The sequence below is a fragment of the Roseococcus suduntuyensis genome (assembly GCF_014196305.1).
Taxonomy (GTDB): Bacteria; Pseudomonadota; Alphaproteobacteria; order Acetobacterales; family Acetobacteraceae; genus Roseococcus; species Roseococcus suduntuyensis.
In genome coordinates this window covers 371980-396081 of record NZ_JACIDJ010000002.1, presented here as the reverse complement: position 1 = coordinate 396081, position 24102 = coordinate 371980, and the positions used below count along the sequence as shown (strand labels likewise).

The 24102-nt window shown below is 71.4% G+C and carries 23 protein-coding genes; 18 read left to right on the top strand and 5 right to left on the bottom strand.

Annotated features, from left to right (window positions below; genetic code table 11):
• The first annotated feature begins 84 nt into the window (after positions 1-84).
• The 13 genes from hutI to GGQ83_RS08285 all read left to right on the top strand — a co-directional run bounded on the left by hutI (position 85) and on the right by GGQ83_RS08285 (position 13932).
• The gene (hutI, locus tag GGQ83_RS08345; protein ID WP_184383316.1) at positions 85-1293 is read left to right on the top strand and encodes an imidazolonepropionase; all 1209 of its coding nucleotides are present in this window, start codon (positions 85-87) and stop codon (positions 1291-1293) included.
• Positions 1290-2807, top strand: a complete 1518-nt coding sequence (hutH, locus tag GGQ83_RS08340) for a histidine ammonia-lyase (protein WP_184383315.1) — start codon at positions 1290-1292, stop codon at positions 2805-2807. The genes hutI and hutH overlap by 4 nt, the downstream gene beginning before the upstream one ends.
• Positions 2804-4477 carry a urocanate hydratase gene (gene hutU / locus GGQ83_RS08335; RefSeq protein ID WP_184383314.1) on the top strand — a complete coding sequence of 558 codons (1674 nt, stop codon included), beginning with the start codon at positions 2804-2806 and terminating at the stop codon, positions 4475-4477. Before hutH ends, hutU begins: the two co-directional genes overlap by 4 nt.
• 65 nt (positions 4478-4542) lie before the next feature.
• On the top strand, positions 4543-5343 hold the full coding sequence (locus tag GGQ83_RS08330) for a phytanoyl-CoA dioxygenase family protein (RefSeq protein ID WP_184383313.1): 801 nt from the start codon (positions 4543-4545) through the stop codon (positions 5341-5343).
• 35 nt (positions 5344-5378) lie between these two features.
• Positions 5379-6464: a TRAP transporter substrate-binding protein gene (locus GGQ83_RS08325; protein WP_184383312.1), complete on the top strand. Its 1086-nt coding sequence runs from the start codon at positions 5379-5381 to the stop codon at positions 6462-6464.
• Between the two features lie 5 nt (positions 6465-6469).
• On the top strand, positions 6470-7018 hold the full coding sequence (locus tag GGQ83_RS08320) for a TRAP transporter small permease subunit (RefSeq protein ID WP_184383311.1): 549 nt from the start codon (positions 6470-6472) through the stop codon (positions 7016-7018).
• On the top strand, positions 7015-8586 hold the full coding sequence (locus GGQ83_RS08315; RefSeq protein WP_184383310.1) for a TRAP transporter large permease: 1572 nt from the start codon (positions 7015-7017) through the stop codon (positions 8584-8586). Before GGQ83_RS08320 ends, GGQ83_RS08315 begins: the two co-directional genes overlap by 4 nt.
• A 383-nt stretch (positions 8587-8969) precedes the next feature.
• The gene (locus GGQ83_RS08310) at positions 8970-11321 is read left to right on the top strand and encodes a PAS domain-containing protein (protein ID WP_184383309.1); all 2352 of its coding nucleotides are present in this window, start codon (positions 8970-8972) and stop codon (positions 11319-11321) included.
• Between the two features lie 39 nt (positions 11322-11360).
• A complete protein-coding gene (locus tag GGQ83_RS08305; protein WP_184383308.1) occupies positions 11361-11576 on the top strand; it encodes a hypothetical protein in 216 nt (71 codons plus the stop codon).
• Positions 11573-11743 carry a DUF1328 family protein gene (locus GGQ83_RS08300; protein ID WP_184383307.1) on the top strand — a complete coding sequence of 57 codons (171 nt, stop codon included), beginning with the start codon at positions 11573-11575 and terminating at the stop codon, positions 11741-11743. The genes GGQ83_RS08305 and GGQ83_RS08300 overlap by 4 nt, the downstream gene beginning before the upstream one ends.
• A 34-nt stretch (positions 11744-11777) precedes the next feature.
• A complete protein-coding gene (locus tag GGQ83_RS08295; RefSeq protein WP_184383306.1) occupies positions 11778-12278 on the top strand; it encodes a sigma-70 family RNA polymerase sigma factor in 501 nt (166 codons plus the stop codon).
• Between the two features lie 38 nt (positions 12279-12316).
• Positions 12317-13366, top strand: coding sequence for an acyl-CoA dehydrogenase family protein (locus GGQ83_RS08290; protein WP_184383305.1), 1050 nt, complete (start codon positions 12317-12319; stop codon positions 13364-13366).
• On the top strand, positions 13363-13932 hold the full coding sequence (locus GGQ83_RS08285; RefSeq protein ID WP_184383304.1) for a class I SAM-dependent DNA methyltransferase: 570 nt from the start codon (positions 13363-13365) through the stop codon (positions 13930-13932). The genes GGQ83_RS08290 and GGQ83_RS08285 overlap by 4 nt, the downstream gene beginning before the upstream one ends.
• On the opposite strand, the gene GGQ83_RS08280 is transcribed toward GGQ83_RS08285, so the two are convergent.
• The 4 genes from GGQ83_RS08280 to GGQ83_RS08265 all read right to left on the bottom strand — a co-directional run bounded on the left by GGQ83_RS08280 (position 13929) and on the right by GGQ83_RS08265 (position 18909).
• Complete coding sequence (locus GGQ83_RS08280) at positions 13929-14999, bottom strand: glycosyltransferase (protein ID WP_184383303.1); 1071 nt, start codon at positions 14997-14999, stop codon at positions 13929-13931. The genes GGQ83_RS08285 and GGQ83_RS08280 overlap by 4 nt on opposite strands.
• Positions 14996-17428, bottom strand: a complete 2433-nt coding sequence (gene ligD, locus GGQ83_RS08275; protein ID WP_184383302.1) for a DNA ligase D — start codon at positions 17426-17428, stop codon at positions 14996-14998. The genes GGQ83_RS08280 and ligD overlap by 4 nt, the downstream gene beginning before the upstream one ends.
• A gap of 3 nt (positions 17429-17431) precedes the next feature.
• The gene (gene ku / locus GGQ83_RS08270) at positions 17432-18337 is read right to left on the bottom strand and encodes a non-homologous end joining protein Ku (RefSeq protein WP_184383301.1); all 906 of its coding nucleotides are present in this window, start codon (positions 18335-18337) and stop codon (positions 17432-17434) included.
• 86 nt (positions 18338-18423) lie between these two features.
• Complete coding sequence (locus GGQ83_RS08265; protein WP_184383300.1) at positions 18424-18909, bottom strand: YciE/YciF ferroxidase family protein; 486 nt, start codon at positions 18907-18909, stop codon at positions 18424-18426.
• A gap of 159 nt (positions 18910-19068) precedes the next feature.
• Here GGQ83_RS08265 and GGQ83_RS08260 point away from each other — a divergent pair, with 159 nt between their 5' ends.
• From GGQ83_RS08260 to GGQ83_RS08250, 3 genes are all read left to right on the top strand, one after another.
• Entirely contained in the window at positions 19069-19698 is a 630-nt protein-coding gene (locus GGQ83_RS08260) for a hypothetical protein (RefSeq protein WP_184383299.1), read from the top strand.
• Positions 19699-19769: 71 nt separating this feature from the next.
• The gene (locus tag GGQ83_RS08255; protein WP_184383298.1) at positions 19770-20498 is read left to right on the top strand and encodes a hypothetical protein; all 729 of its coding nucleotides are present in this window, start codon (positions 19770-19772) and stop codon (positions 20496-20498) included.
• Between the two features lie 78 nt (positions 20499-20576).
• Entirely contained in the window at positions 20577-20819 is a 243-nt protein-coding gene (locus tag GGQ83_RS08250; protein WP_184383297.1) for a hypothetical protein, read from the top strand.
• Positions 20820-20904: 85 nt separating this feature from the next.
• Here the strand turns inward: GGQ83_RS08250 and GGQ83_RS08245 are convergent, their stop codons facing one another.
• The gene (locus GGQ83_RS08245; protein WP_184383682.1) at positions 20905-21180 is read right to left on the bottom strand and encodes a hypothetical protein; all 276 of its coding nucleotides are present in this window, start codon (positions 21178-21180) and stop codon (positions 20905-20907) included.
• A gap of 35 nt (positions 21181-21215) precedes the next feature.
• Here GGQ83_RS08245 and urtA point away from each other — a divergent pair, with 35 nt between their 5' ends.
• Both urtA and urtB read left to right on the top strand, forming a co-directional pair.
• Entirely contained in the window at positions 21216-22463 is a 1248-nt protein-coding gene (urtA, locus tag GGQ83_RS08240) for an urea ABC transporter substrate-binding protein (protein WP_184383296.1), read from the top strand.
• Positions 22464-22536: 73 nt separating this feature from the next.
• Complete coding sequence (gene urtB / locus GGQ83_RS08235) at positions 22537-24087, top strand: urea ABC transporter permease subunit UrtB (protein WP_184383295.1); 1551 nt, start codon at positions 22537-22539, stop codon at positions 24085-24087.
• Positions 24088-24102: the final 15 nt, after the last annotated feature.

Below are 24102 nucleotides of genomic sequence, written 5' to 3'. Positions count from 1 at the left end.
CAGATTATGTCTATACATTATCGCGCGGGCCGCAGGATAGCGGCACGTCCACCCATCGCAAGGAACCAACGTAAGGATTGGCGCATGGCGGGCATCCCGGCCGATCTGCTGTTCGAGGGCGCGCGGCTGGCCACCATGGGGGGCGCGGGCCTCGGCGTGGTCGAGAATGGCGTGCTGGCGGTGCGGGCGGAGCGCATCGTCTATGCCGGCCCGCGCGACGGCGCGCCGCGCTTCGACGCGGCCGAACGGGTGGATTGCAACGGCCGCTGGATCACGCCCGGCCTCGTGGATTGCCACACGCACCTCGTTTTCGCGGGCGACCGGTCGGAGGAATTCGCGCGGCGCCTGGCCGGCGAGAGCTATGCCGAGATCGCGCGCTCGGGGGGCGGCATCGCCTCCACCGTGCGCGCCACCCGCGCGGCGGATGAGGCGGCACTGCTCGCCGCCGCCCTGCCGCGGCTGGATGCGCTGCTGGCCGAGGGCGTCACCACCGTCGAGGTGAAGTCCGGCTACGGGCTCGACGAGGAGACCGAGCGGCGACAGTTGCGCGTGGCGCGTGCCCTGGCGGGGCAGCGGGCGGTGACGGTGCGCGCCACCTATCTCGGCGCCCATGCCGTGCCGGCCGACAACACGCGCGCCGGCTACCTCGACCTGGTGTGCGACCGCATGATCCCCGCCCTGGCCGCAGAGGGGCTGGCGGATGCGGTGGATGTCTTCCAGGAGGGCATCGCGTTCACCGGCGCCGAATGCGCCCGCGTCTTCACCGCGGCGCGCGCGGCGGGGCTGCCGGTGAAATCCCATGCCGAGCAGTTGAGCGACACGGGCGGTGCGGCGCTGGCCGCGCGCTTCGGCGCGCTGTCGGCCGACCATCTGGAATACTGCTCCAATGCCGGGGCCGCGGCCATGGCACAGGCGGGCACGGTGGCCGTCATCCTGCCCGGCGCCTTCCTCATGCTGAACGAGGCGCGCAAGCCGCCCATCGCGGCCTTCCGCGCGGAAGGCGTGCCCATGGCGGTGGCGACGGACCTGAACCCGGGTTCCTCGCCCATCGCCTCGCTGCGCGTCTCGGCGACACTCGCCTGCGTGCTGTTCGGCATGACGGTGGAGGAGGTGTGGCGCGGCATGACGCTGCACGCCGCCCGCGCGCTGGGGCTGCAGGCGGAGGCGGGCAGCCTGGAGGCGGGCAAGCGCGCGGACCTGGCGCTGTGGTCGGTGGACAGCCTGGCGCAGGTGGTGGCGCAAATCGGGCCCTCGCCGCTCTGGGCACGGTATCATGGAGGGGTGCGGGCATGAGCCTGACGCCGGGCGCGGTCACGCTGGCACAATGGCGCGCGGTGCTGGAGGGGGCGGCGACGCCGCTCGACGAGGGTGCGCGGGCGGCGGTGGAGCGTAGCGCGGCCGCGGTGGCGGGCGTCATCGCGCGGGGCGAGACGGCCTATGGCGTGAACACGGGCTTCGGCAAGCTGGCCTCGGTGCGGATCGGCGATGCGGACCTCGCGGCCTTGCAGCGCAACCTGATCCTCTCCCATGCCTGCGGGGTGGGGGCGCCGCTGCCGGCACCCGTGGTGCGGCTGATCATGGCGATGAAGGCGGCAAGCCTGGCGCGCGGCGCCTCGGGCGTGCGGTGGGAGGTGGTGGCGCAGATCGAGGCCATGCGCGCGCGCGACGTGCTGCCGCTGATCCCGGCCAAGGGCTCGGTCGGCGCCTCGGGCGATTTGGCGCCACTGGCGCACATGACGGCGGCGATGCTTGGCGAAGGCGCGGTGCTGCCGAACGTCCCGGCCACGCGGGCGCTGGCGGGCGCGGGGCTTTCGCCCGTGGCGCTCGGCCCCAAGGAGGGACTGGCGCTGATCAATGGCACGCAGGTGTCCACGGCGCTGGCCTTGGCGGGGCTCTTCGCCGCGCACCGCGTGTTCCAGGCGGCGCTGGTTTCGGGGGCGCTGACGGTGGACGCGCTGCGCGGTTCCGACACGCCCTTCGACGCGCGCATCCATGCGCTGCGCGGCCATGCCGGCCAGCGCGACGTGGCCGAGGCGCTGCGCGGGCTGATGGCGGGCAGCGCCATCCGCGAAAGCCACCGCGAGGGTGATGACCGCGTGCAGGACCCCTATTCGCTGCGCTGCCAGCCGCAGGTGATGGGCGCGGGGCTGGACCTGCTGCGCTTCGCGGCCCGCACCCTGGCGGTGGAGGCGAACGCCGTCACCGACAACCCGCTGGTGATGGAGGATGGGTCCATCCTCTCCGGCGGCAACTTCCATGCGGAGCCGGTGGCTTTCGCGGCCGACCAGATCGCCCTTGTGCTCGCCGAGATCGGCAACCTGGCCGAACGGCGCATCTCGTTGCTGGTGGACCCGGTGATGTCCGGCCTGCCGGCCTTCCTGGCGCGGGATGCGGGGCTGAATTCGGGGCTGATGATCGCGCAGGTGACGGCGGCGGCGCTTGCTTCCGAGAACAAGCAGCGGGCCGCGCCGGCCTCGGTGGACAGCATCCCGACCTCGGCGAACCAGGAAGACCATGTGTCCATGGCCACCCACGCCGCCTACCGCCTGCTGGAGATGGCGGAGAACGCGGCGGCCATCATCGGCATCGAGGCGCTGGCGGCGGCGGAGGCGCTGGAGCATCGGCGCCCGTTGACCTCCTCCGCCCCGCTGGAGGCCGCGCATGCCGCCATCCGCGCGCGCATCGCACCCCTGGTGGCGGACCGTTTCCTGGCCCCCGACATCGCCGCCGCCACATCCCTGGTGCGGGACGGCACGCTCGCCGCGGCCACCGCCCACCCCCTGCCCGAGCTGGACACCGACGCATGAGCCGCATGGCCAACAGCCGCATCATCACCGCCCCGCACGGTCCCGAACTCACCTGCAAGAGCTGGGCGGCCGAGGCGGCGATGCGGATGCTGATGAACAACCTCGACGCCGCCGTGGCCGAACGCCCGCAGGAATTGGTGGTCTATGGAGGCATCGGCCGCGCCGCGCGCGACTGGGAAAGCTTTGACCGCATCGTGTCCAGCCTGAAAGGGCTTGAGCCGGATGAGACGCTGCTGGTGCAGTCGGGCAAGCCCGTCGGCATTTTTCGGACCACCGAGGATGGGCCGCGCGCCTTGATCGCCAATTCGAACCTCGTGCCGCATTGGGCAACTTGGGAAAAATTCCACGAGCTCGATCGCATGGGGCTGATGATGTACGGCCAGATGACGGCCGGTTCCTGGATCTACATCGGCAGCCAGGGCATCGTGCAGGGCACCTACGAGACCTTCGCGGAAGTCGGGCGCCAGCATTACGGCGGCTCGCTCGCCGGGCGCTGGGTGCTGACGGGGGGGCTTGGCGGCATGGGGGGCGCGCAGCCGCTGGCGGCGACCATGGCGGGCGCCTCGATGCTGGCGGTGGAATGCCAGCCCTCGCGCATCGAGATGCGGCTGCGCACGCGCTACCTCGACACGCAGGCGGGGACGCTGGATGAGGCGCTGGCCATGATCGAGGCCGCGCGCGTCGAGGGCCGCGCCGTCTCGGTGGGACTGCTGGGCAATGCGGCGGAGGTCTTCCCGGAAATTCTGCGCCGCGGCATCCGGCCCGACGTGGTCACCGACCAGACCAGCGCGCATGACCCGCTGAACGGCTACCTCCCGGCGGGCTGGACGCTGGCCGAATGGGAGGAACGGCGCGAGCGCGACCCGGATGGCGTGGTGCAGGCGGCCAAGCGCTCCATGGCCGCCCATGTCGAGGCGATGCTGGGCTTCCACCGCCTGGGCATTCCCACGCTCGACTACGGGAACAACATCCGCCAGATGGCGCAGGAAGCCGGGGTGGCGGACGCCTTCGACTTCCCGGGCTTCGTGCCGGCCTATATCCGGCCTCTGTTCTGCCGCGGCATCGGGCCCTTCCGCTGGGCCGCGCTCTCCGGCGACCCGGAGGACATCGCGCGCACCGACGCCAAGGTGCGCGAACTGATGCCGGATGACGCCAACCTTCACCGCTGGCTGGACATGGCCGCGCAGCGCATCGCCTTCCAGGGCCTGCCCGCGCGCATCTGCTGGGTGGGGCTGGGGGACCGGCATCGGCTGGGCCTCGCCTTCAACGAGATGGTCGCGAAGGGCGAGCTGAAGGCGCCCATCGTGATCGGACGGGACCACCTGGACAGTGGTTCCGTCGCCTCGCCCAACCGCGAAACGGAGGCGATGCGTGATGGCTCGGACGCGGTGTCGGACTGGCCCTTGCTGAACGCGCTGCTGAACACGGCCTCCGGCGCCTCCTGGGTGTCGCTGCACCATGGGGGTGGGGTGGGCATGGGCTTCTCGCAGCATGCGGGCATGGTGATCGTGGCCGACGGAACGCAGGCCGCGGCGAAGCGCCTGGCCCGGGTGCTGTGGAACGACCCCGGCACGGGCGTGATGCGCCATGCCGATGCTGGCTATGAATTGGCCATCGAGCACGCCCGCCGCACAGGCTTGAAGCTGCCGGCGCTGGGAATCGGCACATGAGGCCGCGGCACCGCTTTACAGGCTGACACCGCAACCGCAGCATCGCCGCGCAGGGAGAGACCCGCATGGACCAAGCCGCCACCACCACCGACCCCGAGGTTCAGGCCTTCGCCGAGGATGGCGCCATCCTTCTGCGCGGCGCCTTCGCCGAGTGGGTGGAGAAGCTGCGCGCCGGCATCGAGACGCTGATGGCCCATCCCGGCCCCAATGAGCGCAGCTACACGCCCAAGGATGGCAGCGCGCGCTTCTTCCAGGACCTGTGCAACTGGCAGCGCATCCCTGAATTCCGCGCCTTCGTGGAACAGGGGCCGGGCGCCGCCATCGCCCGCCGCCTGATGGGCAGCCAGGGTGCGCGCTTCTTCCACGACCATGTGCTGGTGAAGGAGCCGGGGACGAGCCTCGTCACCCCCTGGCACCAGGATTCGCCCTATTACTGCGTGGAGGCCGAGCAGAGCGTCAGCTTCTGGATTCCCCTCGACCCCGTGGGGCGCGATGTCACGCTGGAATGCGTGGCGGGCAGCCATCTCTGGACCAAGGCGCTGAAGCCCAAGCGCTTCGACGGCACGGACCTCTATGAGGGCGATGACCGCGAGGACATGCCCGACATCGACGCCGAGCGCGCGCGCCACCGCATCCTGGGCTGGGAGATGCAGCCTGGCGATGCCGTGGCCTTCCACTACCGCACCATGCACGGCGCGCCGGCCAACACCTCGCCGCAGCGGCGGCGGCGCGTGTTCTCGGCGCGCTGGGTGGGCGATGACGCGGTGTTCCGCGACCGTGGCGGCCGAGGCTCACCTCCCATGCGGCATCTGCGCCTGGCCGATGGCGCGCCCCTCGAAGGGCCGGACTTCCCCCGCTTCACCTGACACCACCCACAAGAACACAAGAGGCAGAGACGAAGATGCAAAGACGCACCATCATCGGTTCGGCCGCGGCCGCGACCGCCGCGACATTGGCCACCCCCGCCCTCAGCCAGGGCCGGATCGAGTGGCGCATGGTCACCATCTGGCCGCGCAACCTGCCGGGGCCGGGTGTCGCGGCACAGCGCTGCGCCGACCGCATCGGCCAGATGTCGGGCGGGCGGCTGACGGTGCGTCTGTTCGCGGCCGGCGAGGTGGTGCCCCCCGCCGGCGCCTTCGACGCGGTGGCCGCCGGCACGGCCGACCTCTACCACGGCGTGCCGTCCTTCTGGATTTCCAAGTCGCCCGGCATCGGCTTCTTCGGCAGCTTCCCCTACGGCATGACGGCCTATGAGCGGCAGGGCTGGATGATGCATGGCGGCGGCCAGGCCATGTATGACGAGATGTATGCCCGCTTCGGCGTGAAGGGCTTCATCGTGGGCGACAGCGGCCCGCAATGGATGGGCTTCTTCCGCCGCGAGCTGAACAGCCTCGAGGACTTCCGCGGCCTGCGCTACCGCACCGCCGGCCTGGGCGGCGAGATGTTCCGCCGCGCCGGCGCCTCGGTCGTGTCGCTGCCGGCCGGGCAGATTTTCGCCGCGCTCCAATCGGGCACCATTGATGCCGCCGAGTTCGTCGGCCCCTTCTCGGACCTGCCGCTCGGCCTGCACCAGGTGGCGAAGAACTACTACTACCCGGGCGTGCAGGAACCGTCCTCCGCCGAGGAAATCGGCATCAACATGGGCCGCTGGAACGCCCTGCCGGACGACCTCAAGGCCGTGGTGCGCTTCTGCGCCCTGTCGCTGCACGAGGAGACGACCAGCGAATACGACGTGCGCCACCCCATCGCGCTGAATGAGCTGGTGACGCGCCATGGCGTGCAGGTGAAGGAAGTGCCGCGCGACATGCTGATCGCCTTCGGCAACATCGCGGGCGAAATCCTGGCCGAGCTGCGCGCCCACCAGGACCCGCTGGTGAAGCGCATCGCCGACAGCTACGCGGAGTTCCGCAACCGCAGCGCCGCCTACATGCTGCAATCCTACGCGGGGAACTTCAACTCGCGCGCCCTGCCCATCCGCTGGGGCTGAGCGGCTTGCGCTTTCTGCTGCGTGCCGCCGACGCGCATGACGCCCTGAGCCGCTTCCTGGCCCAGGGCGTCAAGTGGCTGGCGCTGGGCGTGGTGCTGGTGCAGTTCATCGTCGTGGTGCTGCGCTACGCCTATGGGTCCTCCTTCGTCTGGATGCAGGAGAGCGTGATCTACATCCATGCCACGCTGTTCATGCTGGTCATGGGCTATACCTGGATGGTGGACCAGCATGTGCGGGTGGATGTCTTCTACGCCGGCTGGTCCGTGCGGCGGCAGGCGGCGGTGGACCTCGTCTGCGTGATCGTTGCGGCACTTCCCTTCTGCGCGCTGGTGGTCTGGGCGTCCTGGGACTACGCGGCGCGGTCCTGGATGCAGAATGAGGGGCCCATGGCGCTGGGCGGCGTGCCCTTCGTGCCCGCGCTGAAATCGCTCATCCCCGCCATGGGGATATTGCTGGGCTTGCAGGCCGTCTCCATTGGCATCCGCTGCGTGGCGGTGCTGACCGGGGTGGCCACGAACCACTTCCCGCACCGCCAAAGGCAGGGCGAGGCATGAGCACCGCCGCCATCGGGCAGGTGCTGGACCTGCTCATGTTCGCCTCGCTCTGCGGGCTGATCCTCACCGGCATTCCCGTGGTGTTCCTGCTGGTGGGCTGCGCCATCGTCTTCGGCACGGCGGGCATCCTGCTCGGCGTCTTCGACACCTTCCTGCTCGCGGCGCTGGCGCAGCGCATCTTCGGCACCATGACGGGCGAGACGCTGGTCGCGATCCCGCTGTTCGTCTTCATGGGCATCATGCTCGAACGCTCCCGCATCGCGGAGGAGCTGCTGGAGGCCATGGGCCGCCTCTTCGGCACGGTGCGGGGCGGGCTTGCCATCAGCGTCTCGGTGGTGGGGGCGCTGCTGGCGGCCTCCACGGGCATCGTGGGGGCCACCGTCGTCACCATGGGGCTGATCGCGCTGCCGGCCATGTTGCGGCGCGGCTATGACAAGCGCTTCGCCTGCGGCACTGTGTGTGCCGCGGGGACACTCGGGCAGATCATCCCGCCCTCCACCGTGATGGTCATCCTGGGCGAGGTCATCTCGGCCGCCTACCAGCAGGCCCAATTGGCGCAGGGGCTGTTCTCGGTGCAGACGGTCTCGGTGGGGCAGCTCTTCGCCGGCGCCATGATCCCGGGGCTGATGCTGGTGGGGCTCTACATCCTCTACCAGTTGCTGCTCTGCCTGTGGCGGCCCGAAATGGGCCCGGCCATGGCGCCCGAGGAGGCCGGGCGCATCACCACCGGCCAGCTGCTGCGCGCGCTGCTGCCGCCCATCATTCTGGTGGTGGCCGTGCTGGGCTCCATCCTGGGCGGGGTGGCGACGCCGACCGAGGCCGCCTCGGTGGGGGCCATTGGTGCCACCTTGCTCGCGGGGCTGCGCCAGGCGGGCCCGCGCGGCTGGATGATCTGGCTGGCGGGGCTGGCCGCGGTGGGCCTCGTGATGCTGGGCATCTTCTTCGACATGCGGCTGGGCCGCGCCGCACCCCCGCTGTCCGATCGCATCGCCATCGGCGTCGCCGGCGTGCTGGTGGTGATCCTGGCGGCGGGCATCGCGCTGGCGCTGTGGCGCACCTTCCGGGGCGGCGTGCTCTCCGCCGTGTCGCATTCCACCATGACCATCACGGCCATGATCTTCGCGACCCTGATCGGCGCCACGCTCTTCTCGCTGGTGTTCCGGGGCCTGGGCGGCGACGAGACGGTGAAGGAGCTGCTCTCGCTCATCCCCGGCGGCGCGCATGGCGCGCTGGTCGCGGTGATGGTGCTGATCTTCCTGATGGGCTTCTTCCTCGACTTCGTGGAGATCACGATCATCGTGGTGCCCATAGTGGGTCCGGTGCTGCTGGCCATGGGGATAGACCCCATCTGGCTCGCGGTGCTGATCGCGCTGAACCTGCAGACGAGCTTCCTCACGCCGCCCTTCGGCTTCTCGCTGTTCTACCTGGGCGGGGTGGTGCCGGCGGGGGTGGGCACGGGGGACATCTACCGCGGCGTCGTCCCCTATGTGCTGTTGCAGTTGCTGGCCATCGCGCTTGTCATGCTCTTCCCGGCGCTGGCCACCTGGTTACCCGCGCAACTCTTCTGAGGCGGCGCGTGGTTTCAGAAGCGAGGACAACAACCTATCTGGCATGACTGTTGCTGCCGGACAATAAACCGCAAGTGTGCCATTTTTACTTCACTGTAACTGCTTGGCCCAAGCCTGAAATGCAGGCCGGAGGTGTGGCGGCGGGCGGGGTTTCTGTGTAGCTTGGCTGCCGCATCATACGGAAAGACCGAGTTCATCGCCTTCCCTCTGGACAGCCGAAGGCGCGCGACGTGACCCACGCCTCCAAATCCGCCGAGCTTCGGGTCACGGCCACGCCAAACGGCAGCATGCCGTCAGCCAGGCCGCGGGGCGATGCCCGGGCCGGCCTGCCGGATTCCCTGCGCGGCAATAGCCGGGCGCCACAAACCCGTGGCACGCGCCTCGTGCAGCTCCTGCCCCTCATGGCCGTGCTGCTGCCCCTGTGCATGCTGGGCGGCGGCGGGTGGGTGATGTGGCGCCTCACCTGGGCCGAGGCGGGCGAGGAACTGCTCCGCTCGGCCGAGGCCACCGCCGAATATGGCGCGCGCGCGCTCACGGGCTATGCCGTGGGTGCTGGCCGCATCAATGAGCGCCTGCGCGGGCTGACGGATGAGCAGGTCCTCAACGCGGGGCCGGGCTTGCAGGGCGAACTCGGCCGCATCATCCGCGAATTGCCGCATGCCGCCTTCGGCCATGTGGTGAGCAGGGAGGGCAGGGCGCTGCTCATCACGGGCCTGCCCATGCCGGAGGCGCCCGTCTCCATGGCGGACCGCGATTATTTCGAGGCCCTGCGCGCCGAGGACGCGCCGCAGGTCTTCGTCAGCCAGCAGTTCAGCGGCCGCGTCCAGGGCTCGCTGCTGTTCACCGTGGCGCGCCGCCGCGAGGACACCGGCAATGACCTCCCCTCGGGCGAGACCTTCGATGGCCTGATCGGCGTCTCGGTGGACCCCAACACCCTGGCCGAGGGCATGCGCCGCCTGCAGGCGCCGACGGACAGCCTGGCTCTCGTGCGCGACGATGGCTATGTGCTCAGCCGCAGCGTGGGGCAGACGGAGCCGCTGCCCCAGGTGTCGCGGGAAAGCCCCTTCCACGAGATCGCGGCGGGGCGGCGCCATTCGCACGTCTACATGTCCACGCGGACGCAGGACGGCCTGCCCGCGCTGTTCGCGGCCTATCCCATCGAGGGCTTCGACGCCCATGCGGTGGCGCTGCGCCCGCGGCAGGAGATCGTGGCCCGCTGGCAGCGCGCCATGCTGGGCTACTTTGTCTTCGGCCTGCCCGCCAGCGCGGCCCTGCTGTGGCTGAGCCTGCGCGTGCGCGCGGACCAGCTGCGCCTGCGCGCCGCCAATGCCGCCCTGGGCCGGGACCTGGAGCGCGACGCCGACCGGCTGAACCGCGCCGCGCGGCTGGGCTTGGTCGGCACCTTCGAGGTGGACCTCGCCACCGGCGTCAGCCTGCGCTCGCCCGAATACATGTCGCTGCAGGGCCTGGCCGCGCGCGCGGCCGTGGAAGGGCATGCCGACTGGGTGCGCCGTCTGCACCCCGATGACCGTGATCGGGCGGAATCCACCCTGCTGGAAGCCGTCTCCGAGACGAGCGGCATCACCGACTACGCGCAGAGCTATCGCATCGTGACGCCGGCGGGCGAGGTGCGCTGGATCGCGGCGCGCGGCGAGATCCAGCGTGACGCCGACGGCCATCCCCGTGTGCTGCGCGGCGCCCATGTGGACGTGACGCCGCTGCGCGAGACGCAGATGGCCCTGGCCGAGAGCGATGCGCGGCTGCGCCTGGCGCAGGAGGCGGTGGGCATCGGCACCTGGGAATGGTTCCCCGCCAGCCGCACCCTCAACTGGTCGCCCAAGATGATCGAGCTGTGGGGCTTCGACCCCGCCGAGGGCCAGCCCGACCTGCAGGAGGCGATGCGCCGGCTGCACCCCGCGGACCGGATGCGGGTGCGGCGCGAGATGGCGATGGCCAACCGCGCCGGCTGGCTGCGCAGCGAGTTCCGTATCAACCGTCCCACGGCGGAGGGTGGCGTCGAGACCATCTGGGTCATCGTGCGCGCGCGCCTCGTGCCGCCCGAGGGCGGACCCGGCGCACGGCTGATCGGCGTGGCCTATGACGTGACCGAGCGCAAGGAAGCCGAGGCGCACAGCGAGATGCTGGCGCATGAGGTCGAGCACCGCGCCAAGAACGCGCTCGCCGTCGTCACGGGCCTGCTGCGCGTCACGACCGCCGACACGCATGAGGAATATGTCGAGGTGCTGGAGGCGCGCATCCGCGCCCTGGCCGGCACCATGGCGCTGCTGGGCCGCCACCGCTGGAAGGGCGCCAGCGTGGGTGAGCTGCTGCGCCATGAGCTGGAGCCCTTCGGGATGGGTGAAGAGGATGCGCCCGTCACCCTGGACGGGCCGGAGGTGCTGGTCGGGCCCCATTTGGCGCAACCCCTCTCCATGGCGCTGCATGAACTCGCCACCAATGCCGCGAAATACGGCGCCCTCTCCACCGCCGACGGGCGGCTGGAAGTGCGCTGGTCGCTGCGCGGGCAGGAGGTGGTGCTGCACTGGCGCGAGAGCGGGGGGCCGCCGCTGGACGGCCCGCCGGAGCGCGTCAGCTTCGGCTCGCAGATCATCACCCACAGCTTCGAGGGCTCGCTGGGCGGAACCATCGAGCGCCAGTGGCGCCCCGAGGGGCTGGCCTGCGACATTCGCTTCTCGACCGACCGCGAGGCGCCCGTCGCCGGGTTGCGCGGCTGAAGCTGAAACCTCGCGGCCCGCGGGCCGTTGAGCGGGGAGATGAAGGAGATCCCCGCCATGGCGTCCCACGCCGCCTCTACCTGGCCGAACCCACCCCCGCCGGAGGTGCCGCCCGCCCCGCCGCCCGGGCCCGATGTGCCCCCGCCGGCGCCGGGCCCGGACCTTCCGCCCATTCCGCAGGAAATGCCGCCGCAGACGCCCGATGGCCCCACCGCGCCGCCGCCCGCGGGGCCGATGCTGGAGGGTAGCCGATGAAGGTCATCTGGTGGATCATCGTGCTGGCCATCGTCTCGATCGTGGCCGGCGTGCTGGGTTTGAGCGGGGTGGCCGCGGCCGCGGGCGGCGTCGCCAGCATCCTGTTCTGGGCGCTGATCATCTTCGGCGTGGTGGCGCTCCTGGCGGGGTTCGTCCGGCGCCGATAGCCGGCTGGCGAGCCGGGTTCCGGGAGACCATGGCGTGACCTTCGAACAGGAGCTTCTGGCGCTGCTGCCGCGTCTGCGGGCCTATGCCCGCAACATGGCCCGTAATGCGCATGACGCCGATGACCTGGTCCAGGATACGGTGCTGCGCGCCCTTTCGGCGCGGGAGCGCTTCGTGCCGGGCACCAATATGCGTGCCTGGCTGTTCACCATCCTGCGCAACCGCTTCTTCAACACCGTCGCGGCGCATGGGAGAAACAATGTTCCCCTGGAGGATGCGCCGCCCGAGGCCCTGGTTACGCCCCCGGCCCATGAATGGGCCTTCCGCCAGTCGGAGCTGCGGCTGGCGCTGGGCAAGCTGCAACACCTCCAACGCGAGGCGCTGCTGCTGAGCGTGGGGGCGGAACTGAGTTACGCCGAGATCGGCGAGATCATCGGCTGCCCGGTGGGCACGGTGAAGAGCCGCGTCTTCCGCGCACGGCAGGAATTGGCGGCGCTGCTGGACCATTCCAGCACCCTGGAACCGGACTCGGTCTGAACCCGTAACCCCGCCCACCCGCCGCGCGTTCAATGGCGATGGACATTCCCGCACAACCCCTGTCGGCCAGCCTGGACGCGCGCGCCCTGGACGTGGCCGCCTCGCTGCGGGCCGCGCCGCCGCGCGATGCCGCCGCCGCCCTGCGCCACTTGGCACCCTTGCTGCCGCTGGCGCGGGCCGCGCCGCATGCCTTTTGGCAGGCACTGGTGACGCTAGGCCATGCCGATCTGAGCGCGGGGCGGCTGTTCGAGGGACATGTGAACGTCCTCCGCCTGCTGGACGAGCATGGCGACGCCGCCCAGCGTCGGCGGGCGGAGGGGGTGGGGCTGCTCGCCATCTGGGGCGCCGACGACCCCGCGGCGCCCGTGCTGCTGGAGGGCGGGCGAATGTCGGGCCGCAAGCTGTTCTGTTCGGGCGCCACCTCGGTGGGCGCCGCGCTGGTCACGGCGCGCACGCCCGAGGGCCCGGTGCTGGTCTGGATCGAGCGGCCCGAGACGGCGCGCTTCACGGATGGACCGGCCTGGCCCATCGGCGGCATGCGCGCCAGTGAGAGCCGCGCCTGCGCGCTGGACGGGCTGCAGGTGCGGCCAGGGGATGTGATCGGGGGGCCGGGAGACTATTTGGCGCAGCCGTCCTTCTCGGGCGGCATCTGGCGCATCCTGGCGCTGCAACTGGGCGCGATGCGGCGGCTGGACGAGGCCCTGCGGGCGCACCTGCTGGCGCATGACCGCGCCGGCCACCCGGCGCAGCGCGCGCGGCTGATGGAGAACGCGCTGGACCTGGAGAGCACCCGCCTCTGGACGCTTTCGGCCGCCGAGGCGGTCGAGGCAGGCCATGACACCGAGGCCGCGCTGGCCCGGGTGGGCTTGGCGCGCGAGGTGACGACGCGCGCGGCCGAGGGCGTCCTGGCCCGCATCCGGCGCGGCATCGGGCTGCCCGGCAGCGTGATGGACGCAACCCCCGGCGGCGCGCCGATGGAGCGCCTGGCCCGTGACCTCGACAGCTTCCTGCGCCAGCCCGGCCCCGATGCGGCGCTGGACCGCGCGACGGACATCCTGATCGCGCGCGGCGCGGGGGTGCTGGCATGAGCCGCCCCTCGGTGCCTGCTGCCTATTTCGACCAGCTCTACCGCGAGCGGCCCGATCCCTGGGACTTGGCCGGCAGCGACTATGAGGCGCGGAAATATGCCGCCACCGTGGACGCCCTGCCGCCGCGGCACTTTGCCCGCGGGCTGGAGGTGGGGTGTTCCATCGGCACCCTCTCCGTCCTGCTGGCGCCGCGCTGCGGGGAGTTCATGGGCATTGACCACGCCGAGGCACCGCTGGCCGAGGCGCGGCGGCGCTGCCCGCGAGGTGTCTTCCACCATATGGCCGCGCCCGGCGAATGGCCGCAGGGCCGCTTCGACCTGATCATGTTATCGGAGATGCTCTACTACCTCGGCTTCGCCGATCTCGACGTGCTGGCGCGCCGTTGCGAGGACAGCCTCGCCCCCGGCGGCGTGGTGCTGCTGGTGAACTGGCGCGGTGAGAATGACGGCACCATGTCGGGCGATGCGGCGGCGATGGGCTTCCTGGCCGCGCTGCCGGCGCAGTGGCCCGCGCGGAACCTGGCGCTAGGGCCGCGCTACCGGATTGATGTCGCGGAGGCTGGCTAAACCAGCGCCCCCTCCGGCGGCGCCTCGGGCAGGGGGATGCCAAGGCGGCGCAGGGCGCGTTCGGCGGCCCGCGTCTGGCGCGCCAGTTCGAGGGCGGGCACGGGCACGGGTCGCAGGCGCGGCGCCGCGGAAAGCAGCCTGGCCCAGCTCTGGTCCTCTGACAGCCCTGCGGTGAGCGCCTCGGCCTCGGCGCCTGCAAGGCCGAGCCGCCCCGCCAGCCGCTCGATCTCGACACCCTCGCGCAGGGCGCGGCGCAGGCGGTGGCGGCGCAGCGCATTGGGCACGGGTTCGATGGAGGCGTCGCAGAAGGGGTCCGCATCGGCGGCGCGACGGCGGAGCGCATCGGCCATCCCCCCCGCCGCGCGCCCCTTCAGCCGGGCCGAGACATGCACCACGCAGTCGGGCGCGTGGCGGATGCGCGCGCCGATCTCGGCGAGGCGCGCGAAGAGCAGGCGGTCCTCTGCCAGCGGCACGTCGGGCACGCCGCCGCAGCGCCGATAGGCCTCGCGCCCCACGGCGAAATTGGCGCCGGAATGACCGGTGTGGCGGGGCCAGGGGTCCCAGGGCAGGGGGTCCAGCACGCTCGCCATGCGGTCGAGAAGTTGCGCGAGTCGTGCTTCCGCCCTGGCCCGCGCGCGCACGGCGGGCGGCAGGGCGCGGGCCGAGGCGCGGTCCATGATGGCCCAGCCGGCGATGGCATCCGAGCCTGCCGCATGGTGCCGCGCGAGCCCGGCGAGCCAGCCGGGCGCCGGCGTGGCGTCGGCATCGGTGCCGGCCAGAAGGCCTTGCTCGCCCAGCAGGGCGGCGGCGCGGGCCATGGCCAGGCCGCGCGCATGGCCCGCATGGCGGTCACCCACCGGCAAGGTCACTTCTTCCACATGGAGCGCGTAGGGCAGGCGGGGGGCGAGGCGCCGCGCCACCCCCGCCGTGTCGTCGGCGCAGTTGTTGGCCAGCACCACCACGGCGAAGGGCGGGGCGTCGCGCTGCGCGGCGAGGGCGGCTAGGCAGCGCGGCAGCATCCGCGCCTCGTCATGCGCGGGGATGGCGACGGCGAGGGTGGGGGTCACTTGGTCAGCCGCCGGATCGCGTCGTTGAGGGGAATGGCGGCGGCGTCGAAGCCGCGCCAGGGATCGCGCGGCATGGGCGCCTCTGCCAGGGCCGGCAGGGTCAGGGCGGCGGGGTCCAGCCCCGGCTTCACCGCCGACCAGACGATGGGGTGGGCCACCGCCGCACCCGGCCGCGCCCGAGGCGACCAGTTGGCGATGGCCGTCGCCAGCCTGTCGTTCCGCAGATAGTCCAGGAAGATCTTTCCTGTCCGTGCCTTCTTCGCCAGCGTCACCGTGTAGCGATCGGGTGCGTCACGCACCATCAGCGTGCAGAGCAGGCGCGCGAAGGATTTGGCCGCCGCCCAATCGGCCGCCGCCCCCCGCGCGGGGATGGCCAGCGGCACCACCAGGTGCAGCCCCTTGCCCCCGGTCACGCGCGGGAAGGCGGTGAGGCCCAGCGCCTTCAGCCGCGCTCGCAGCTCCTTGGCGCAGGCGATGATGGCGGGCATCTCCACGCCCTCGGCGGGGTCGAGGTCGAAGACCAGGCGGTCCGGGATTTCGGGGCGGGCGGCGGTGGCGCCCCAGGGGTGCAATTCCAGCGCCGACATCTGCGCCAGCGCGGCCAGGCCCGCCGCGTCGTCCACGGCCATGTAGGGCTTGTCCTGGCCTACGATGTGGACCTCGCGCAGGGCCGGCGAGGGGGCGTTGCCCGCATGGCGCTGGAAGAAGAGCGGCTTGCCGAGCCCGCCCGGCGCCCGCAGCACCGAAAGCGGCCGGCCCGCGACATGGGCCAGGATGCGGTCGGCGAAGCGTTCGTAATGTGCGGCCAGCGCCTCCTTCGTGATGGCGGGTGGGCCGGGCCAGAGGACGCGGTCGGGATTGGAGAGGTGGGCGCTGGTGGTGCGGCGCGGGGCAAGGGGCTTGGCGGGCGGCGCGGCCTCGACCTCCTCGGCCGGCTTGTCCTCGCGTTCCCCCAGGAAGCTGGCGTGGCGGAGAATGCCGTCCTCGGTCCAGCCGCCATAGGCGACTTCCACCACCAGCTCAGGTTCCACCCAGGTCACGTCGCGCAGGCGGGCGGGGGCGCCCTGTTCGAAGGGCGTGGCCTTGCGGCGCAGCGTCCCCAGCCGCTTCAGCAGGCGGGTGGAGGCGGCCGCGTTGAACCCCGTGCCGACGCGACCGGCATAGGCGAGGCGCCCCTCCCGTTGCAGCCCGACCAGCAACGCGCCGAGCCCCTTTCCCGAGGCCTGGGGCGAGAAGCCCCCCACCACGAATTCCTCGCGTCCGCGGCACTTGGACTTCACCCAGGCGCCGCCCCGGCCCGAGGCATAGGTCGCGTCCTGCCGCTTGGAGACGATGCCCTCCAGCGCCAGGCGGCAGGCGGAGGCCAGCATCTGCGCGCCCGGTGCGTCGAAATCCTCGACGAAGCGCCAGGGGTCGGCCTTGGGCAGCCATTCGCGCAACGCGGCCTTGCGGGCGTGCAGCGGTTCGCCCCGCAGGTCGCGCGTGCCGTCATGCAGCAGGTCGAAGGCGTGAAAGAGCAGGGGCGCGCGGCGTTCCCCCGCCAGATGCGCCTGCAGGGCGGCGAAGCTCGTCTCGCCCTTGCGGTCCAGCGCCACCACCTCGCCATCCGCCAAGCCATCGGGCAGGGCGCGGGCGGCGCGGGCCAGCGGGCCGAAGCGCGCCGTCCAGTCGAGGCCGGTGCGGGTCAACAGTCGCGCCTTCCCGCCCTGCACGCGCAGCTGCACGCGGTAGCCATCGAGCTTGGGCTCGTGCCGCCAAGCGCTGCCGCCGGGTGGCGTGTCCACCAGCCTGCAAAGCTGCGGTTCCACGAAGTCCGGGATGGCGGCGGTGCCGGCCTCGATGGCGCCGCCCTCTATCGCGGCAAGCGTCCTGCCGGTGGCGATGGAGGTCTCGGCCTTGAGCACCGCATCGCCCTCGCCCGGCCGGGCCATGCTGTCGCGCTCCTTGATGAGCAGCCAGTTGGGCTGGCGCGGGTTCTCGCCGCGCCGGGGCTTGAGGCGCACCAGCAGGAAGCCGCCACGCAGGCGTTCGCCGGCCAGCACGAATTTCAGCTCGCCCTTGGCGAGGTTCTCCGCCACGCGGTCGGCGTCGAGCGGCGCCCAGGCGCCCCGGTCGAACAGCTGCACCACGCCCGCGCCATAGCCGGGCTTGGGGATGACGCCCTCGAAGCCGGCATAGTCGAGCGGGTGGTCCTCCACCTCCACGGCCAGGCGCTTGTCGGCGGGGTCGAGGGAGGGGCCGCGCGTGACGGCCCAGGACTTCAAGACGCCCGCCCATTCGAGGCGCAGGTCGTAGTGCAGCCGGCGCGCGGCGTGGCGCTGGACGACGAATGCAAGGCGCCCCTGCTTTGCCGACGTGCCACCCTCCGGCTCCGGCGAGCGGCGGAAGTCGCGCTTGGCGCGGTAACGGTCCAGGGTGGCGCGGGGCATGGCTCAGCCGGCGGCGCGGCGCCGGGGGCCGGGCTTGGGCTTGGGTTTCGCGGCTGGCTTGGACTTGGCTTTGGACTTCGCGGCGGGCTTGGCCTTGGCCGCCGGGCGGGCCTTCGCGCCCTGGCCCTTGCCGCCACCCTGCTCCAGGCTGCGGCGCAGCGCCTCCATCAGGTCAATCACATTGTCCTCGCGCGGCGGCGCCGCCGTCACCCCGCCGCCATCGCCATCCTCCTTGGAGGCGATGAGCGCGCGCAGCGCCTCCTCGTAGCGGTCATTGAAGGCGGCGGGGTCGAAGGGGCCCTGCTGCTGCGCGATGATCTTCTCCGCGATCTCGATCATGGGCGCGTTGCGCTTGGTGGAGGGGATGTCGCCGAGGATTTCCTCCTCGTCGCGCATTTCGTGCAGGGCGCGCAGCGTGGTCACCAGCATGCCGCGCCCACGCGGCTCGATGGCCACGACGCGTTCGCGCGTGGTCAGCACCAGGCGCGCCAGCGCGACCTTCCCCGCCTCCTCCATCGCGGTGCGGATGACGGCGAAGGCGTCCAGCCCCGCCTTGCCGTCGGGCACCATGAAATAGGGGTCGCTCCACCAGATGCGGTCGATCTCCGAGGCATCCACGAAGCGTTCGATCTCGATGGCGCGGGTGCTCTCCAGGCGGACGGATTTCAGTTCCTCGTCGGTCAGGAGGATGTGGCGGTCCTTCTCGACCTCATAGCCCTTCACGAGGTCGCGCCGCTCCACCTCGCCCGCCTCGGGGTCGATGGTCTGCATGCGGATGCGGTTGCCGGTGGCGGGGTTGATGAGATGGAAATGCACCTCGTTCCCGGCGGTGGTCGCCGGGAACAGGGAGACGGGACACGCAACGAGGGACAGCTTCAGATGCCCCCGCCAACTCGGCCGCGACGCCATGGATGAACCTCCTGCTGCCAGGCCGGAACGCCGCGCCGCCCGCGGCGTTGCGCCGCGTCCCTGCGAGGGGCGCGACGCATGGCGGCTCAGGCCGCGACCTTGTTCACTTCCCGCGTGGCGATGCGGTTCAGCAGGGTGTCGGCCTTCTTCTCTTCCTCGAGCGTCTGGCGGAGAAGCTGGGCGGCCTCGTCATGGCCCATCATGGTGGCCCAGGCCGCGAGCGTGCCATAGCGTGCCATCTCGTAATGCTCGACGGCCTGGGCGCAGGCGATGAGGCCGGCATCGCGCACCTGGCTGGGTTCGGTGGCTTCCTCCAGCAGCTCCTCGGCTTCCTCGATCAGGCCCAGCATCGCCTGGCAGGTCTGGCCCTGGGCGCGCTTGCCGATGATCTCGAAGACGCGGGTAAGACGCGCCACCTGCTCCTGGGTTTCCTCGCGGTGGTCGGTGAGGGCTTGCTTCAGCGTCTCGCTCTGCGCGGCGCGTGCCATCTTGGGCAGGGCCTTCAGCAACTGGCGCTCCGCGAAATACACGTCCTTCAGGGTGGTCAGGAACAGCTTGTCCATCGAATACATGGGCGTTTCTCCGTGCATGAATCGGGCGTGTCGCCCGTGCTTCCGGAACCGGCATCGCGGCGGGAGGTTCATCCATGAAGTTTCAGACACCCAGGGCAACCCGTTGGCCCGGCTTTCGTTCCGGTTCGCGTCGGGTGCGGGAGGGGCGGCTTGATGGGGATGATGGAAAAATTGCCGGCGGGACGTTTCGCGGCCTCGCTGCGCGCGTCCGGCCCGGGCGCCGTGCTGCTGAGCGCGGGGCAGAACATGGGCCTCGCCGCGGCCGCGGCGCGCGACCTCGCGCGGGCCGGTTGGGACGTGCTGCTGCTGCACGCGCCCGCCGATGAGGCTCAGGCGCTGTCCGTGGCGCTCGATGTGGAGGCCGAGGGCCGGCGCTGCGAACTGGTCGAGGGCACCCTGGACGACATGGAGACCTGCGAGGAGGCCGCGCTGCACGCCGCCTTCCTGGGCCGTGGCCGCATCGCGGCGCTGGTCTGCGTGGAGGGTTCGACGCCCGGCGCGCGGCGTGAGGTCGCGGGCTTCGGCGCCGTGCTGTGCGCGGCGGTGCCACTGCTGGCGCCGGATGCGCGGGTGGTCCACCTCCAGCCCGAATTGCCGCGTGATGCGGGGCGAGAGGCGCTGTCCGCGCGGCGTCTGCTGCGGCGTTCCGCGCGGCGGATGCTCGGCCGACTGCGGCGTGAGCACGGGCTGCACGGGTTGCGCATGACCGCCGCCGTCGGATGGGGATGGGCGGCCGAACAGGGCCGCGCGGGGCTGGAGGCCGGATCCTGGGCACCTTCCGCGGGCTGAACGGGTAACCAACGCCGCCGCGTTGCGTTCTCCCTGCAAGCTGCCTCGTGCAGCGCAAGCAGGAGGATGACATGACCCAACGTAATTTCACGCGGCTACCGCTGCTCGCCGTCACGCTGACGGGTGGTCTCGCGCTTGGTGGCGCGGCCTTCGCGCAGCAGGCGCCCAATCCCACCGCCCCGCCCGCTTCGGCCACGCCGGGCGCGCCCCCCGTGGGCACCCAGGCACCGGCGACCGCCGGGCAGGGCCAGCAGGCGCCCGTTCAGCGCCAGGCGCAGCCCCCGGCCTCGGGTGAATCCGTGCGCCCCGCTCCGGCGGAACGCGGCGGCGTCGCGCCCGGCGGCATGGTGCCGGGCACGCGCGCGAGCGATTACCCCGGCATGCGTCCGCGTACGCAGCAGGATGGGGCCCAGCAGGGTGGAGCGCGGCAGGGTGGCGCGCAGCAGGGTGGCGCGGCGGGACAGGCGCCCGGTACGGGTGCCGGTGCCGCCACGACCGCCCCCACCGCCTCGGGTGGGCCGGCCGGCCCTAGCCCCGGCAGCCCGACCGCGACCACCGACCAAGGCGCGCCGGTGCCGCAGCAGCGGCAGGGCCAGCCGCCTGTCTCCTATGGCACGCCGCAGAATCCGGACAACCCCGCGGCCGCGGCGGCGCCCGGCCCGACCGGTGCGCCGGCTGCCCAGCCGCAGGTGAGCCCTGGCGCGGCGCAGACCCCCGCCACCCCGCCGCAGCAGCCGGACCGGACGCCCACGCCGCAGCAGCCCGCGCCCGCCGCGGGTGGCACACAGCCGGGCGGCTGAGGCCATCTTCCCACCGGGGCGGCGTTCCTCACGCCGCCCCTTTTCATGTCTGGAGTATTGCGTGTGTCGTTGCACCAATTGATCGGCCTCACCCTGCGCGGGACGGACCGTCACGTGCTGGGCCAGGTGGTGGACATTGTCTTCGTGCCCGTGACCCCCGGCCCGATCGAGGTGCCGCGGCACCAGGTCGAGGGCGGACTGGTGGCGTGGGCGATGGTGGCGCCGCCCGGTGGCGATGCCCGCCCCATGCCGTTCGAGATCACGCGGCTCGAGCATGACCCCGCGGGCGATGGGATCATCCCCGCCGCCTCAGCCGGCTAAGTGCATGAAGAACGGGGCGCATGAAAAATGGGCCGGGGCTGATGCCGCCGGCCCGTTTGATGTCCTGTGAGATCCTGTCGCGCGATCAGCGCAGCCCCAGGAAGCCCAGGATGAAGAGGACGATGACGACGGCGCCCACGATATAAACGATGCTGTTCATGGCATATCTCCTTTCCGATGGTGGGCTAACGGGAGTGACGCGACACGGTTGCAGCGCCGTCACGTTCAAGCTGCGAAAAATGAACGCCCAGTGGATCACTAAATATGCAATTGCACGCGTATGGAGCGTTTTCAGGCGTGGCGGCCAAGAAATGCCGATTTTCAAAACGTAAAATTTAGCTCGTGCCGCGGCGATGCACATAACCTCCAGGTGGTTTCACCCCCCGTGAGGACGCCATGCGCGAACCCAGCCATTCCGTCACCCGCCGCGGCCTGTTGGCCGCCCCCTTGGCCGCCGGGTTGACCGCCCCCTTGGCGGCGCCCGCCCTCGGCCAGCAGGCGCCGATCCGGGTCGGCGTGCTGCACTCGCTGTCCGGCACCATGGCCATCAGCGAGACCGCGCTTCGCGACACGGTGCTGATGATGGTGGAGGCACAGAACGCCCAGGGCGGGCTGCTGGGCCGGCGCCTGGAGGCCGTGGTGGTGGACCCCGCCTCCAACTGGCCGCTGTTCGCGGAAAAGGCGCGCGAGCTGTTGCAGCTCTCCCGCGTGGACGTGACCTTCGGCTGCTGGACCTCGGTCTCGCGCAAGTCGGTGCTGCCGGTCTTCGAGGAGCTGAACGGGCTGCTCTTCTACCCCGTGCAATATGAGGGCGAGGAGGAGAGCCGGAACATCTTCTACACCGGCGCCGCGCCCAACCAGCAGGCCATCCCGGCCGTGGAATACCTGCTGGGCGCCGATGGCGGCGAAGCCAAGCGCATCGCGCTGCTGGGCACCGACTATGTCTATCCGCGCACCACCAACCGCATCCTGCGCGGCTTCCTGAACTCCAAGGGCATCGCCGACGCGGACATCCTGGAGGAGTACACCCCCTTCGGCCACAGTGACTGGCAGGGCATCGTGGCGCGCGTGAAGCGCTTCGCGGGCGAGGGCAAGAAGACCGCCATCGTCAGCACCATCAACGGCGACGCCAACGTCCCCTTCTACCGCGAGCTGGGCAACCAGGGCATCCGCGCCGAGGACATCCCCTGCGTCGCCTTCTCGGTGGGCGAGGAGGAGCTGGCGGGCATCGACACCCGCCCGCTGGTGGGGCACCTTGCCGCCTGGAACTACTTCATGTCCGTGCAGTCGCCCGCCAACACCGAGTTCCTGACCATGTGGCGCAACTACATCCGCAACCCGCGCCGCGTGACCAACGACCCGATGGAGGCCACCCTCATCGGCTTCAAGATGTGGGCGCAGGCCGTCACCGCCGCGCGCGGCACGGGCGTGGATGCGGTGCGCGAGGCGCTCTACGGGCAGAAGGTGGCGGCCCCCTCGGGCTATGAGGTGGAGATGCACCGCAACCACCACCTCTCGAAGCCGGTGATGATCGGCGAAATCCGTGCCGATGGGCAGTTCGACATCGTGAGCCGCACGCCCACCGCCATCGTGGCCGAGAATTGGTCGCCCTTCATCCCCGAGAACGCGAACCGCCGCCGCTGAGGCGCAAGCATGGGGGCGGCTCCGCGCCGCCCCGTCCCGTCCCGTGGCGCGAAGAAGGGAAGCGGCTGACCTGATGCCCTGGCTCATCCCGCGCGGCCTCGCCGCCGCGCTGGCCTTGTTGTTGTTCCTCTCCGCGCCCGCGCGGGCGCAGGAGTATGAGGCGCTGCTGCCGGGCCTGGCCGGCGGCTTCGCGCAGCAGGCCGAGACGGTGGAGCGGCTGGGCCTGCTGGGCGACCCGCGTGCCATTCCGCTGTTGCAGGCCATGGCCGATGCGCGGCTGTTGCGCCTGGCGGATGGCAGTCTCGCCCCACAACAGGGTGCCACCCCGCCGGAGGGCGCCACGCTCATCCGCATCAACAACCGCGTGCGCGGCGCGTTGCGCGGTGCGCTGGGGCGGCTGCAACTGGTCTCGCCCGACCCGGCCGAACGGTCGCGCGCCGCGGAGGGTATCCTGCGCAACCGCAGTGCCGCCGACATCCCGCTGATCGAGGCCGCGCTGGCGCGGGAGGCGCAGCCGCCCATCCGCGCGCGGCTGGAACTGGCGCTGGGCGGGGCGCGCCTCGCGTCGGAGGATGTGGCGGTGCGGCGGGAGGGGATCGCGGCGCTTGGCGCCTCCGCCTCGCCCGAGGCGCGGGGACAGTTGCTCGCCGCCCGCGCCGCGAACGCCGAGTTGCTGCCGGACATCGAGGCCGCCATCGCCGCCATCGATCGCCGCCTGCAACTGCGCCGTGCGGCGGAGACGGTGTTCCAAGGGCTCTCGCTCGGCTCGGTGCTGCTGCTGGCGGCGCTGGGGCTCGCCATCACCTTCGGCGTGATGGGCGTCATCAACATGGCCCATGGCGAGTTCGTGATGCTGGGCGCCTACACCACCGTGGTGGTGCAGGAACTTTGCCGTGGCATTCCCGAACTCGCGCCGTGGTCGCTGCCCTTGGCCGTGCCGGCCGCCTTCCTGGTGACGGCCGCCATCGGCGCCGCGATGGAGCGCGGGCTGATCCGCCACCTCTACGGCCGCCCGCTGGAGACGCTGCTGCTGACCTTCGGCGTGGGGATGATCTTGCAGCAGGTGGTGCGCCTCGCCTTCGGCGCGCAGAACCGCGAGGTCATCAGCCCCGACTGGATGATGGGCACGCTGCTGCTGCCCGGAGGCGTCGCGGTCACGCAGAACCGCCTCTGGATCATCCTCTTCGCGTTGGCCGTGCTGCTGGCCTGCTTCGCCGCCATCCGGCTCACGCGCTTCGGGCTGGAGATGCGCGCCGTGGTGCAGAACCGGCGCATCGCGGCCACCATGGGCATCCGCACGGGGCGTGTGGACGCGATGACCTTCGCCTTCGGATCGGGCCTTGCGGGGTTGGCCGGCGTGGCGCTGAGCCAGATCGACAATGTCTCGCCCAACCTCGGCACGGGCTACATCATCGACAGCTTCATGGTGGTGGTGTTCGGTGGCGTGGGGTCGCTGATGGGCACGCTGATCGGGGCTTTCAGCCTGGGCCTGCTGAACAAGGTGCTCGAGCCCTATGCGGGCGTGGTGCTGGCCAAGGTGGCGGTGCTGGTCGGCATCATGCTGTTCATCCAGCGCAGGCCCAAGGGCCTGTTTGCGCTGAAGGGGCGCGCGGCCGACCAATGAACCGTCGCCTCGTCC

Excerpts from the sequence above, each read along its gene's own strand:
- GGQ83_RS08265 (WP_184383300.1), bottom strand. The coding sequence starts at position 18,909 with ATGTATTCGATGGACAAGCTGTTCCTGACCACCCTGAAGGACGTGTAT.
- GGQ83_RS08305 (WP_184383308.1), top strand. The coding sequence starts at position 11,361 with ATGAAGGAGATCCCCGCCATGGCGTCCCACGCCGCCTCTACCTGGCCG.
- GGQ83_RS08315 (WP_184383310.1), top strand. The coding sequence starts at position 7,015 with ATGAGCACCGCCGCCATCGGGCAGGTGCTGGACCTGCTCATGTTCGCC.
- urtA (WP_184383296.1), top strand. The coding sequence starts at position 21,216 with ATGCGCGAACCCAGCCATTCCGTCACCCGCCGCGGCCTGTTGGCCGCC.
- hutU (WP_184383314.1), top strand. The coding sequence starts at position 2,804 with ATGAGCCGCATGGCCAACAGCCGCATCATCACCGCCCCGCACGGTCCC.
- GGQ83_RS08260 (WP_184383299.1), top strand. The coding sequence starts at position 19,069 with ATGATGGAAAAATTGCCGGCGGGACGTTTCGCGGCCTCGCTGCGCGCG.
- GGQ83_RS08255 (WP_184383298.1), top strand. The coding sequence starts at position 19,770 with ATGACCCAACGTAATTTCACGCGGCTACCGCTGCTCGCCGTCACGCTG.
- GGQ83_RS08245 (WP_184383682.1), bottom strand. The coding sequence starts at position 21,180 with ATGTGCATCGCCGCGGCACGAGCTAAATTTTACGTTTTGAAAATCGGC.
- urtB (WP_184383295.1), top strand. The coding sequence starts at position 22,537 with ATGCCCTGGCTCATCCCGCGCGGCCTCGCCGCCGCGCTGGCCTTGTTG.
- ku (WP_184383301.1), bottom strand. The coding sequence starts at position 18,337 with ATGGCGTCGCGGCCGAGTTGGCGGGGGCATCTGAAGCTGTCCCTCGTT.
- hutH (WP_184383315.1), top strand. The coding sequence starts at position 1,290 with ATGAGCCTGACGCCGGGCGCGGTCACGCTGGCACAATGGCGCGCGGTG.
- hutI (WP_184383316.1), top strand. The coding sequence starts at position 85 with ATGGCGGGCATCCCGGCCGATCTGCTGTTCGAGGGCGCGCGGCTGGCC.
- GGQ83_RS08285 (WP_184383304.1), top strand. The coding sequence starts at position 13,363 with ATGAGCCGCCCCTCGGTGCCTGCTGCCTATTTCGACCAGCTCTACCGC.
- ligD (WP_184383302.1), bottom strand. The coding sequence starts at position 17,428 with ATGCCCCGCGCCACCCTGGACCGTTACCGCGCCAAGCGCGACTTCCGC.
- GGQ83_RS08290 (WP_184383305.1), top strand. The coding sequence starts at position 12,317 with ATGGACATTCCCGCACAACCCCTGTCGGCCAGCCTGGACGCGCGCGCC.
- GGQ83_RS08325 (WP_184383312.1), top strand. The coding sequence starts at position 5,379 with ATGCAAAGACGCACCATCATCGGTTCGGCCGCGGCCGCGACCGCCGCG.
- GGQ83_RS08330 (WP_184383313.1), top strand. The coding sequence starts at position 4,543 with ATGGACCAAGCCGCCACCACCACCGACCCCGAGGTTCAGGCCTTCGCC.
- GGQ83_RS08300 (WP_184383307.1), top strand. The coding sequence starts at position 11,573 with ATGAAGGTCATCTGGTGGATCATCGTGCTGGCCATCGTCTCGATCGTG.